Genomic DNA, 12,539 nt, shown 5'->3' with positions numbered 1-12,539 from the left:
TCTCATTCGAAATAAAGGACACGCTGCAGTTCTTGGTAGCTTGTCAGTCCAAGAGTGAGTTTTTCAAGCCCCGCTTGTTTAAGTGTCATCATTCCTTGTGACACAGCAATGACTTCAAGATCTTGAATGCTGGCTTTCTGAAGAACGGCGGCGCTTAACTCGTTGGAAAAAACCAGCACTTCGTAAATACCGATACGACCCGAATAGCCTCTATTACATTTGCTACAACCAACATCATTGGCTTTGTAAATCCTCTGGCAGGAGGATATATCGAGACTGCGGAGCAGATCTTTACGGAGGTGATCTGGGCGCTTACATAAAGAGCACAAACGGCGAGCGAGCCGCTGCGCGATAATTAGCGAAAGTGAAGACACGATGTTGAAGCTCTCTATTCCCATATTTTGTAACCGTGTAATGGTCTCAAGCGCGGAATTAGTGTGTAAAGTTGACAGAACTAGATGACCTGTTTGAGCCGCTTTAACCGCAATCTCTGCTGTGTCGAGATCTCGTATTTCTCCCACCATAACCACATCCGGATCTTGGCGTAAAAAAGTGCGCAAGGCTGCAGAAAAACCAAAGCCTATCTTAGGGTTAACTTGAACTTGGTTTATCCCATCTAGATGTATTTCAATCGGGTCTTCGGCAGTTGAGATATTTCGCTCTGGGGTATTAAGAAGTTTGAGTCCCGCATAGAGAGAGACGGTTTTGCCACTTCCAGTAGGCCCTGTCATTAACACCATTCCTTGAGGCTTGTGCAACGCTTGCAAGTAAAGAGCTTGTTGAGTGTCGTTATACCCTAATTGCTCGATATCCAAACGGGCAGAATTTAGGTCGAGAATTCTCAGTACTACCTTTTCTCCCCACATGGTTGGCAGGGTTGATACACGGATATCGGTGGCGGAGTGGGGTGATAGTTTGAGTTTGATTCGACCATCTTGAGGAAGACGGCGCTCAGCAATATCTAGCTTAGCGAGAATCTTCAGGCGAGCAGATAGTCTGCGGCTTAATTGGATCGATGGCTGATGTGCCTCAATAAGAATACCATCACAGCGAAGTCGAATTCGGTACTGGTGTTCGTATGGCTCAAAATGAATATCGGACGCTTTCTTGCTGACGGCTTCTAATAGGATTTGGTGAATGAAACGGCTGACAGGCGAGTCATCCAGCATTAGCTCATCGCAATGCTCAAGTTCACTCTCATTCACTTGTACTAAGTTTGCCAGTTCGTGGGAGGTGAGTTCCTTAGTCTGTTGGCTCCATTGCTCTTGTCCCTCTCCATAAATTTTGCGTATTGCGGCGTTTATGTCTTGATGGTTAGCCAAACCCAGTTCGATTTGTAATCCTGAGGCAAACTTAAAATCACTTTCTAACTGCGAGGGGGTGGGATCGCTGACCGCAACGGTTAGAACGTTGTCGCGCAGTGAAATAGGTAAGGCTTGGTATTGAGTTATGACGTCCCGTAAACCGAGTTGTTGGCACAAACTCGCATAGTCGTTGTCCTTTATCGATACTATTGGGAGTCCAAAAACGTCGGCTAGAACAGCAACAAGCTCTTGAGCCTGACAAAGGTTGAGCTCAGTTGCTCCTTCTGGAACGGAGCAACCAGATAACATGGACAGGTCATATAACGCAGTTTCTTGCGTTTCATCGATGGCGTTAGCCTGTCTTAAAATAGATGGGAGAGTGGACGGGATCATTCAGGTACCGTTACTGAGACGCTTTCGGAATATTGACAGCCCTTTGGTAATACTCCGGATTCTTCCGTGGCAGTACTAATACATGCCCATCCGCCTTGAGCATTTCGTGCTAATGCCAATTTATAATTACTAACCGAAGGACTTGCGTTGGGGACTTGATCAAATGACAAAATAATATTGCCTGCACTGCTGACTCCAGCCTCGGCTTCAATGGCTTCAATAATTGCGTTGGGGAAACCTAATCGGGTTTTTAAGGCAGGTGTAGTTTCGGTATCAGGAAAGCTTCCTTGCTCAAGCGTGTACGCTTCGATATTGGTGCGAAGCCCCGATAAGGTCGCTAAAGCAGAGGCTGCTTCACTTTTTCCAATGTATTTTTGATATTGCGGTAGAGCGACAGCGGCAAGTACACCGATAACGGCAACCACAATCATCAGTTCGATTAAGGTAAACCCTTTTTGGTTAATTCCTTGGTACATAGTGAGTCCTCAGAGACGTAAAGCTTGAACAGTAGAGGCATCACCGCTGACGTTGAAGCGACTAGATAAGCGCTTACGAGGAGGCGTGGATAATTAAAAGCAGACTTGCAAAAAATGAGAATGGTGTTGCGGAGCAAGTGGCGATTTCGGGTGTAGAACTCTGGATTGCGTAATGTTGGAAATAAAAAAGCGAAGCTCAAATAGGCTTCGCTTTAGTAAGATTCTCTTATTGAAAAATAGACTAGTCTTTAAATCTCATCGACAAGTCCATTGCTTTCAAGTGCTTGGTCAAAGCACCCACAGAAATATAATCAACGCCAGTTTCCGCAAACTCAGCGATGGTGTCCATAGTGACATTTCCTGAGTTTTCTAAAGCAGCACGGCCAGCGTTAATTTCAACCGCCTTGCGCATCATGTCGGTGCTGAAGTTATCGAGCATAATGATATCCGCTCCTGCATCGATAGCTTGTTGCAGTTCCTCCAGAGATTCCGTTTCGACCTCAACTGGTTTGCCTGGATTAAGCTGTTTCGCAGTTTCAATAGCTTTAGTGATACCACCACAGGCAATGATGTGGTTTTCTTTAATTAAGTAAGCGTCAAATACGCCAATTCGGTGATTAAAGCCACCACCACAAGCGACAGCATACTTCAACGCACTGCGCAGGCCAGGAATGGTTTTGCGTGTATCTAACAGTCGGCACTCGGTATGCGCAATTTTCTCAGCGTACTGCGCAACCACGCTGGCGCAGCCAGACAGAGTTTGGATGAAGTTCATAGCGTTACGTTCGCCGGTAAGCAAGACTCTCGCAGGGCCTGTTAGTGTGCAAAGCACTTGATTCGGTTCCACCTTGTCACCATCTTGGACATGCCATTCAATGACGACTTCACCACCAAGTTGCTTAAAGACTTCATCAGCCCACATTTGGCCACAGAACACACCGTGCTCACGAGTAATAATCGTTGCAACATTCTGAGTCTCAGCCGGAATTAAACTTGCAGTGATATCCGCTGTGGCATCTAGTGTACCACCGAGGTCTTCGCGTAGTGTATCTGCCACGGCACGAGAGATTTCTGCTGGTAGTTGCTGCTTAAGATATTCGAGGCGTTCTTGACTGTTATGTGTGTTCTTCATCGCTAAAACTGTCTTTGTGGGGTAACAAAGTGCGCATGATACTCTTGCTTGTGCGGAATTTCAGCATCAATTCTCGCATTTTCTTTGTTGTCGGATAAAATCATAACGACATAGAGGTAGATGGAGTCTAGATGTATGCGCAGTAGCAATACAAATGAAGGTAAACAAAGCTTGGAGCTTATTGATGCTCAAGGGTGGTATTGTCATGCGCGAATTGTCCCATCTCCTCACTATGATGTCCGAACAGACACTAGTGATATATCACTACTGGTTATTCATAACATCAGCTTACCGCCAGGCCAGTTTGGTGGCTCTTACATCGAAGACTTTTTCCTAGGCAAGCTCGACTCGTCAATTCACCCTTTCTTCAAAGTGATAGAGAACATGCGAGTATCTGCGCACTGTTTGATCCGACGTGATGGAGAAGTGGTCCAGTTTGTGCCTTTTCTTGCTCGAGCCTGGCACGCAGGAGTATCGAGTTTTGCTGGCCGAGAGAAGTGCAATGATTACTCGATCGGTATTGAGCTTGAAGGGTCGGACTATGTGGCTTACACCGATGAACAGTACCTCAGTCTGCAACGCCTCAGTAGTGCCTTGATTCAATCGTATCCATTAATTACCCAACCACGTATTACAGGGCACCAATATATTGCCCCGCTGAGAAAGAGTGATCCCGGTCTTGTTTTTGACTGGGCTCGATTTAGAAAATCATTGTCATAAAAAACCATTGTTCAATTACTGAGCGGTTGGGTTTCGCTGCAGATTTATTTTGTTATTCAAATTATTAATAACCCGGCCTAGGGTTATTCCTTCCTTTATTGATATTGGTCAAGTTTCCTTGTCCGACAAAACGATTCCTTTGTTATTGATTTATAAGTGTTTTTATAGCACGCAATTTGCCCGATAAGTTTCTTGTATGTAATTGGTCTGACCATGAGTGTTGATGTTTTAATCTATAAATGTTTCAAAATGGTTAATGCAAGGCCGGTTCTATGATTTGAATCAATTTTTCACTAGACATCGGTGTTTTAAATGTGTTAATTTTTACGCCAATTTGAAATTGGTAATACCAATTAACTTCGAAAGAAAAGTAGAATAATAAATATGGCTTATCAAAGGATTCGTCAGCCGAAACTTTCTGATGTGATTGAACAGGAATTGGAACGCTTGATTGTTGAAGGGACACTTTCAGCAGGTCAACAGCTTCCACCTGAACGAGAGCTGGCTAAACAGTTTGATGTTTCTCGACCTTCTATTCGAGAAGCGATTCAGCGCTTAGAAGCGAAGAAACTACTTACCCGCCGCCAAGGTGGAGGTACGTTTGTGAGCGAAAATATTTGGAAAAGTTTCTCGGATCCGTTGCTAGACCTTCTATCTTCCCATAATGAAACGCAGCTTGACTTGCTCGAAGCCCGTCATGCTATGGAAGGGATTTCTGCTTATTTCGCAGCATTGCGTGGTACCGATGAAGATTTTGCTCAAATTGAAAATTGCTTAGGCACTATTCGTAAAGTACAAGAAACCGATGACATCGAAGCAGAAGCTGCTGCGGTCATGGCTTTTCTTGTTGCGTTAACTGAAGCTGCACACAATGTTGTTTTGCTTCATATCGTGCGAAGCCTAGCACCACTGCTAGAGCAAAATGTTTTACAGAATTTAAAGTTATTGCACCGCCGAAGTGAAGTGGTGGAGAAAGTCAGTAAACACCGAGCTAATATCGTGGAAGCGATTGTTTCTGGAAAGCCTGAAAAGGCACGTGAAATGTCTCATTCACACTTAGCTTATATCGAAGAAACATTGTTGGATTTGACTAGAGAAGAGTCTCGACGTGAGCGCTCTTTAAGACGAATTCAACAAGATAGTGATTCTTAAAACTAGAAACGCTTACTTTTATTAAGTAGATCCAACCAACAGAAGGAAAGATCGCCATGTCTGACATGAAGCATGACGTAGATGCACTGGAAACTCAAGATTGGCTACAAGCACTTGAGTCCGTTGTTCGCGAAGAAGGTGTAGAACGCGCGCAGTTCCTACTAGAAACAGTTCTAGAGAAAGCACGTTTAGACGGCGTTGATATGCCAACAGGTATCAACACTAACTACATCAACACTATTCCAGCAGCACAAGAGCCAGCTTACCCTGGTGATACCACGCTTGAGCGTCGTATTCGTTCGATTATTCGCTGGAACGCAATCATGATCGTATTGCGTGCTTCTAAGAAAGACCTAGACCTTGGTGGTCACATGGCTTCTTACCAGTCTGCAGCAGCATTCTATGAAGTGTGCTTCAACCACTTCTTCCGTGCTCCTAACGAAACAGACGGTGGCGATCTAGTTTATTATCAAGGTCATATCTCACCAGGTATCTACTCTCGCGCATTCGTTGAAGGTCGTCTAACTGAAGAACAGCTAGATAACTTCCGTCAAGAAGTAGACGGTAAAGGTATTCCTTCATACCCACACCCTAAACTGATGCCTGAGTTCTGGCAGTTCCCAACAGTATCTATGGGTCTAGGTCCAATTTCTTCGATCTACCAAGCGCGTTTCCTTAAGTACCTAAATGGTCGCGGCCTTAAAGACACTTCAGCTCAACGTGTTTACGCCTTCCTAGGTGATGGTGAGATGGATGAGCCAGAATCACGTGGTTCACTGTCTTTCGCTGCGCGTGAGAAACTAGATAACCTATGCTTCCTAATCAACTGTAACCTTCAGCGCCTAGATGGTCCTGTAATGGGTAACGGTAGCATCATCCAAGAGCTAGAAGGTCTATTTAAAGGCGCTGGCTGGAACGTTGTTAAAGTTATCTGGGGTAACAACTGGGATGCGCTACTGGCGAAAGATACGTCAGGCAAACTACTGCAGCTAATGAACGAAACTGTAGATGGTGACTACCAAACATTTAAGTCTAAAGATGGCGCGTACGTACGTGAGCACTTCTTTGGCAAGTACCCAGAAACAGCAGCACTTGTTGCTGACATGACAGATGACGAAATCTTCGCGCTTAAGCGTGGTGGTCACGATTCTTCTAAGCTGTATGCAGCGTATAAAAATGCGGCAGAAACTAAAGGCCGTCCTACAGTAATCCTAGCTAAGACAGTTAAAGGTTACGGTATGGGTGATGCAGCTGAAGGTAAGAACATCGCACACCAAGTTAAGAAGATGGACATGACTCACGTACTACACTTACGTGACCGTCTAGGTCTTCAAGACATTCTAACTGATGAGAAAGTAGCAGAGCTTCCATATCTAAAACTGGAAGAAGGTAGTGCGGAATACGAATACCTACACGCTCGTCGTAAAGCACTTAAAGGTTACACGCCACAGCGTCTACCTAAGTTCACTCAAGAATTTAAAGTTCCTGAGCTAGAAGAATTCGCGCCGCTACTAAGCGAGCAGAAGCGTGACATCTCAACTACGATGGCATACGTTCGTACGCTTAATATCCTGCTTAAGAACAAGAACATTGGTAAGAACGTTGTTCCTATCATCTGTGACGAAGCTCGTACGTTTGGTATGGAAGGTCTATTCCGTCAGATTGGTATCTACAACCCACACGGTCAGGAATACACACCAGAAGATAAAGGCATCGTTTCTTACTACAAAGAAGCAACCTCTGGTCAGGTTCTGCAAGAAGGTATCAACGAGCTAGGCTCAATGGCTTCTTGGGTTGCCGCTGCAACTTCATACAGCACTAACGATCTACCAATGATTCCGTTCTATATCTACTACTCAATGTTTGGTTTCCAACGTGTAGGTGATATGGCATGGATGGCTGGTGACCAACAAGCTCGTGGTTTCCTACTAGGTGCTACAGCTGGCCGTACAACACTAAATGGTGAAGGTCTACAGCACGAAGATGGTCACTCGCACATCATGGCGAACACAGTACCTAACTGTATCTCTTACGACCCAACATTCGCTTACGAAGTTGCGGTAATTATGCAAGACGGTATCCGTCGCATGTACGGTGAGAACCAAGAGAACGTGTTCTACTACCTAACTGTGATGAACGAAAACTACGCAATGCCAGCAATGCCAGAAGGCGCTGAAGAAGGCATCCGTAAGGGTATTTACAAGCTTGAATCTTACGCTGGTGATAAGTCTAAAGTTCAGCTAATGGGCTCTGGTACTATCATGAACGAAGTACGTAAAGCAGCGACTATCCTAAGCGAAGAGTACGGCATCGCATCTGACGTGTTCTCTGTAACATCGTTCAACGAGCTAACTCGAGATGGTCAAGACGCAGAGCGTTTCAACATGCTTCACCCAGAAGCAGAAGCTAAAGTACCTTACATTGCACAAGTAATGGGTACTGAGCCTGCAATCGCCGCGACTGACTACATGAAGAACTACTCTGAGCAAGTTCGTGCGTTCATGCCTTCAGAGTCATATAAAGTACTTGGTACAGATGGTTACGGCCGTTCAGACAGCCGTGAAAACCTACGTCGTCACTTCGAAGTTAACGCAGGCTACGTGGTAGTTGCAGCACTAACTGAACTAGCGAAGCGCGGTGATGTTGAGAAGTCTGTTGTGACTGAAGCAATTGCTAAGTTCAACATCGACACTGAAAAAACTAACCCACTTTACGCTTAATACAGCGCTTAATTAGAAGGTAAATAAGCAATGGCAATCGAAATTAATGTACCTGACATCGGTGCGGATGAGGTTGAAGTTACTGAGATTCTTGTAAGCGTTGGCGACAAGGTAGAAGAAGAGCAGTCTCTTATCACTGTTGAAGGCGACAAAGCTTCTATGGAAGTTCCAGCGTCTCAAGCAGGTATCGTTAAAGAAATCAAAGTAGCGGAAGGCGATTCTGTTACTACAGGTTCTCTTATTATGATTTTCGAAGCCGAAGGTGCAGCTGACGCTGCACCTGCTCCTGCGGCAGAAGCGGCTCCAGCAGCGGCTCCAGCTCCAGCAGCGGCGGCTGAACTTAAAGAAGTTCACGTTCCAGATATTGGTGGCGATGAAGTTGAAGTGACTGAAATCATGGTTGCAGTTGGCGACAGCATCGAAGAAGAGCAATCTCTTCTAACGGTTGAAGGCGACAAAGCATCAATGGAAGTACCAGCACCATTCGCTGGTACTGTTAAAGAGATCAAGATCGCTACTGGTGATTCAGTATCTACTGGCTCTCTAGTGATGGTATTTGAAGTGGCCGGCACTTCGGTAGCAGGCTCTGGCGCTCCAGCGGCAATTGAAGCTCCAGTGGCAGCGGCTCCAGCAGCGTCTGCGGCGAAAGAAGTAAACGTTCCAGATATCGGCGGTGACGAAGTTGAAGTTACTGAAGTAATGGTAGCGGTTGGCGACACAGTAGAAGAAGAGCAATCTCTAATCACTGTGGAAGGCGACAAGGCTTCAATGGAAGTTCCAGCACCATTTGCAGGTACAGTAAAAGAAATTAAAATTGCAGCTGGCGATAAAGTAACGACTGGCTCTCTAATCATGGTATTTGAGGTGGCCGGCACTCCGGTTGCTGGTGCGGCTCCTGCTCCTGCTCAAGCGGCAGCCCCTGCTCAAGCGGCAGCACCTGCTCCAGAACCAAAAGCTGAAGCTTCAGCAGCTGCACCTGCAGCAAACGATTTCCAAGAAAACAACGATTACGCACACGCGTCTCCAGTTGTTCGTCGTCTAGCTCGCGAATTTGGCGTTAACCTTTCTAAGGTTAAAGGTACTGGTCGTAAGAGCCGTATCCTTAAAGAAGACGTTCAGTCTTACGTTAAAGATGCTCTTAAGCGTCTTGAGTCTGGTGCTGCGGCATCTGGCAAAGGCGGTGACGGCTCTGCTCTTGGTTTACTACCTTGGCCGAAGGTTGACTTCAGCAAGTTTGGTGAGACTGAAGTTCAGAAGCTTTCTAAGATCAAGAAGATCTCTGGTGCTAATCTACACCGTAACTGGGTAATGATCCCGCACGTTACACAGTGGGATAACGCTGATATCACAGCCCTAGAAGCGTTCCGTAAAGAGCAAAACGCTATCGAAGCGAAGAAAGATTCAGGCATGAAGATCACTCCACTTGTATTCATCATGAAAGCTGTTGCAAAAGCACTAGAAGCATTCCCAGCGTTTAACTCTTCTCTATCAGAAGATGGCGAGAGCATCATTCTTAAGAAGTACGTGAACGTTGGTATCGCGGTTGATACGCCAAACGGCCTTGTTGTTCCAGTATTCAAAGATGTAAACAAGAAAGGCATCTACGAGCTATCTGAAGAGCTAATGGTAATTTCTAAGAAAGCACGTGCAGGTAAATTAACTGCGGCTGACATGCAAGGTGGCTGTTTCACTATCTCAAGCCTAGGTGGCATCGGTGGTACAGCATTTACGCCTATCGTAAATGCGCCTGAAGTAGGTATCCTTGGTGTATCTAAGTCTGAAATGAAGCCTGTGTGGAACGGTAAAGAATTCGAACCACGTCTGCAGCTACCTCTGTCTCTATCATACGATCACCGTGTGATTGATGGTGCAGAAGGTGCACGTTTCATTACTTATCTAAACAGCTGCCTAAGCGATATTCGTCGTCTAGTACTGTAAGATAACTTTCCCACTCTCGCTCCCCCTAATCAAAGGGGAGCGAGTGAGGGGAAAACAAATTAATACAACATTTCCAACGTGAATTGTTGTCTAGCTCACAGGCTAAATTGATTTACTTTTCACACCATTAACATCTCTGTAAAATGTTGGCGGTCTGAAATCATAATTGTTTAAGTTATTTGTTTAATAGAACGTCTGTTTAAAACGAAGTCTAAGCATATAAAAATCAATACCCACTCAGCCTGTTAGGGATAATGACTACAAGAGGTCAAAATGAGCAAAGAAATTAAAGCCCAGGTGGTAGTACTTGGTGCCGGTCCTGCTGGTTACTCCGCTGCATTCCGTTGTGCCGATTTAGGCCTAGAAACCGTTCTTATTGAACGTTATAGCACGCTTGGTGGTGTGTGTCTGAATGTGGGTTGTATCCCATCTAAAGCACTACTTCACGTTGCTAAAGTTATCGAAGAAGCAAAAGCGCTTGCTGACCACGGTATCGTATTTGGTGAGCCACAGACTGACATCGATAAGATTCGTCTATGGAAAGAAAAAGTTATTAACCAACTTACTGGTGGTCTTGGCGGTATGGCTAAGATGCGTAAAGTAAATGTGGTTAACGGTTTCGGTAAGTTTACTGGTCCTAACTCAATTGAAGTTGAAGGCGAAGACGGTAAAACTGTTGTTAACTTCGACAACGCCATTGTAGCTGCGGGTTCACGCCCTATTAAATTGCCATTCATCCCGCATGAAGACCCACGTATTTGGGATTCTACTGATGCGCTAGAGCTGAAAGAAGTACCAGGAAAACTGCTTATCATGGGCGGTGGTATCATCGGTCTAGAAATGGCGACGGTATATCACTCTCTGGGATCTCAGATTGATGTTGTAGAAATGTTTGACCAACTTATCCCAGCTGCGGACAAAGATATGGTTAAAGTCTACACCAAGCGTATTAAGAACAAGTTCAACTTGATGCTTGAAACCAAGGTGACGGCAGTTGAAGCTAAAGAAGACGGCATCTACGTTTCAATGGAAGGTAAGAAAGCACCTTCTGAAGCTGAGCGTTACGATGCAGTGCTTGTGGCTATCGGCCGTGTACCAAACGGTAAACTGCTTGATGCAGAAAAAGCGGGTATTGAAGTAGACGAGCGTGGTTTTATCAATGTTGATAAGCAAATGCGCACAAACGTCCCTCACATCCATGCAATCGGTGATATCGTTGGTCAACCAATGCTTGCTCACAAAGGTGTGCATGAAGGTCACGTAGCGGCAGAGGTTATCTCTGGTAAGAAGCACTACTTTGACCCGAAAGTGATTCCTTCAATTGCTTACACTGAACCAGAAGTAGCTTGGGTTGGTAAGACTGAGAAAGAAGCGAAAGCAGAAGGCATCAACTACGAAACTGCGACATTCCCATGGGCAGCGTCAGGTCGTGCAATCGCATCTGACTGCGCAGACGGTATGACTAAGCTTATTTTCGATAAAGATACTCATCGCGTAATTGGCGGTGCTATCGTGGGTACTAACGGTGGTGAACTGCTTGGTGAAATCGGTCTAGCGATCGAGATGGGTTGTGATGCAGAAGATATCGCATTGACTATCCACGCTCACCCAACGCTTCACGAATCTGTTGGTCTTGCAGCAGAGGTATTTGAAGGCACTATCACTGACCTTCCAAATGCAAAAGCGAAGAAAAAGAAATAATTTCTGAGTGAAGAAAAAAACGGCCAGTATCATACTGGCCGTTTTTTATAGATACTATTTAAAATCGAGCCCTTAAACATGTTTGTTCAAGGGCTGTTTTTTAGTGGCGGTTATCTTTCTCGTAGATGCAAACCATATCCATATAGCAGTCGGTCAACGACTTAATTGATTCACCATCACTACTGCGATTAGCTTCAACAAACAGTGAATAGCAAATACCGTGGAATAGGCTAGTAAGATGCTTAGTGTTGTGTTGAGAGCAGACTTCACCACGTTCAATGGCTTTAATGAACATGTTCTCAATCAGTGCTTGGCTAGTTTTGTTCGATGAAACAAACAATGGCCAAACCTCATCACGCGTAGATGTACTCCATTCAAACCATACCTTATTCCAGTGACAGTCTTCGATCACCATATCCACCACACCATCAAGAATGTTGGTTAGGTTTTCTTTGATGTCGACATCAAGGTCAATGGTATTTGATAAGAAGTTGGAATACTGACAGACGACGTGGTTAAGTACTTCATCAACCAAGTCTTCTCGTGTTGGGAAGTAGTTGAATACCGTTGCTACTGAAACTTGTGCAATTTCTGCGATATCCGCGTGACCTCCACGACCAATGCCGCGTTTCGCGAATACTTCTAGTGCAATCTCCATAAGCTGTAACTTGCGCTTTTGTGGAGATAAGCGAGTTCTAGGTCTTTTTACTATTGAGTCCATAATATTTCCTTGCCAACGTTGGTAGGGCTGGTAACTCTATGAGTACGTCCAACTGCGCCCTGTTTGTTATACAGAGTCAGAGATTTGGTCCAATATGAAAGCTGTTATACACAATAACTGGCATATCAATGTTAGTTTTTGGTTAACAATTTCCATTTTGGAAATCACATGCTCTATTTTTTCTTTTGTTTGATAAGTGTAATGGTGCATATGTGCTTTGGTCAATAGTCATACACTGATAATTTTCATAATTAGCGTTAATTTACCTGCATATCACACTTT

At 44.8% G+C, this 12,539-nt stretch carries 9 protein-coding genes; 5 read left to right on the top strand and 4 right to left on the bottom strand.

Translation table 11 applies throughout. From position 1 onward, the window contains the following. Positions 1–2 precede the first annotated feature (2 nt). The 3 genes from pilB to nadC form a co-directional block, all read right to left on the bottom strand. Positions 3–1,694, bottom strand: coding sequence for a type IV-A pilus assembly ATPase PilB (gene pilB / locus JKJ11_RS14830; protein ID WP_038222999.1), 1,692 nt, complete (start codon positions 1,692–1,694; stop codon positions 3–5). Next, on the bottom strand, positions 1,694–2,173 hold the full coding sequence (locus JKJ11_RS14825) for a pilin (protein ID WP_006074427.1): 480 nt from the start codon (positions 2,171–2,173) through the stop codon (positions 1,694–1,696). The genes pilB and JKJ11_RS14825 overlap by 1 nt, the downstream gene beginning before the upstream one ends. A 241-nt stretch (positions 2,174–2,414) precedes the next feature. Further along, complete coding sequence (gene nadC / locus JKJ11_RS14820; RefSeq protein WP_006074430.1) at positions 2,415–3,305, bottom strand: carboxylating nicotinate-nucleotide diphosphorylase; 891 nt, start codon at positions 3,303–3,305, stop codon at positions 2,415–2,417. Positions 3,306–3,440: 135 nt separating this feature from the next. Between nadC and ampD the strand changes: the two genes are divergently transcribed. From ampD to lpdA, 5 genes are all read left to right on the top strand, one after another. Beyond that, positions 3,441–4,025: a 1,6-anhydro-N-acetylmuramyl-L-alanine amidase AmpD gene (ampD, locus tag JKJ11_RS14815; RefSeq protein WP_006074431.1), complete on the top strand. Its 585-nt coding sequence runs from the start codon at positions 3,441–3,443 to the stop codon at positions 4,023–4,025. Between the two features lie 384 nt (positions 4,026–4,409). Beyond that, complete coding sequence (pdhR, locus tag JKJ11_RS14810; protein WP_006074432.1) at positions 4,410–5,177, top strand: pyruvate dehydrogenase complex transcriptional repressor PdhR; 768 nt, start codon at positions 4,410–4,412, stop codon at positions 5,175–5,177. A 56-nt stretch (positions 5,178–5,233) separates the two neighbouring features. Next, a complete protein-coding gene (aceE, locus tag JKJ11_RS14805; RefSeq protein ID WP_006074433.1) occupies positions 5,234–7,897 on the top strand; it encodes a pyruvate dehydrogenase (acetyl-transferring), homodimeric type in 2,664 nt (887 codons plus the stop codon). A gap of 30 nt (positions 7,898–7,927) precedes the next feature. Beyond that, on the top strand, positions 7,928–9,835 hold the full coding sequence (gene aceF, locus JKJ11_RS14800) for a pyruvate dehydrogenase complex dihydrolipoyllysine-residue acetyltransferase (protein WP_252038392.1): 1,908 nt from the start codon (positions 7,928–7,930) through the stop codon (positions 9,833–9,835). 273 nt (positions 9,836–10,108) lie between these two features. Further along, complete coding sequence (gene lpdA / locus JKJ11_RS14795; protein ID WP_006074435.1) at positions 10,109–11,536, top strand: dihydrolipoyl dehydrogenase; 1,428 nt, start codon at positions 10,109–10,111, stop codon at positions 11,534–11,536. A 100-nt stretch (positions 11,537–11,636) separates the two neighbouring features. Here the strand turns inward: lpdA and JKJ11_RS14790 are convergent, their stop codons facing one another. Beyond that, on the bottom strand, positions 11,637–12,257 hold the full coding sequence (locus tag JKJ11_RS14790; protein WP_252038391.1) for a LuxR/HapR/OpaR family quorum-sensing transcriptional regulator: 621 nt from the start codon (positions 12,255–12,257) through the stop codon (positions 11,637–11,639). Positions 12,258–12,539 lie beyond the last annotated feature (282 nt).

This window comes from Vibrio sp. SCSIO 43133 (assembly GCF_023716845.1).
Classification (GTDB): domain Bacteria; phylum Pseudomonadota; class Gammaproteobacteria; order Enterobacterales; family Vibrionaceae; genus Vibrio; species Vibrio mediterranei.
Note: the sequence above shows the minus strand (reverse complement) of the source record. Positions and strands in the feature narration are given on the sequence as shown.

Coding starts and splice junctions, on each gene's coding strand:
- aceE (WP_006074433.1), top strand. CDS start 5,234: ATGTCTGACATGAAGCATGACGTAGATGCACTGGAAACTCAAGATTGG.
- JKJ11_RS14790 (WP_252038391.1), bottom strand. CDS start 12,257: ATGGACTCAATAGTAAAAAGACCTAGAACTCGCTTATCTCCACAAAAG.
- JKJ11_RS14825 (WP_006074427.1), bottom strand. CDS start 2,173: ATGTACCAAGGAATTAACCAAAAAGGGTTTACCTTAATCGAACTGATG.
- lpdA (WP_006074435.1), top strand. CDS start 10,109: ATGAGCAAAGAAATTAAAGCCCAGGTGGTAGTACTTGGTGCCGGTCCT.
- pdhR (WP_006074432.1), top strand. CDS start 4,410: ATGGCTTATCAAAGGATTCGTCAGCCGAAACTTTCTGATGTGATTGAA.
- ampD (WP_006074431.1), top strand. CDS start 3,441: ATGCGCAGTAGCAATACAAATGAAGGTAAACAAAGCTTGGAGCTTATT.
- aceF (WP_252038392.1), top strand. CDS start 7,928: ATGGCAATCGAAATTAATGTACCTGACATCGGTGCGGATGAGGTTGAA.
- nadC (WP_006074430.1), bottom strand. CDS start 3,305: ATGAAGAACACACATAACAGTCAAGAACGCCTCGAATATCTTAAGCAG.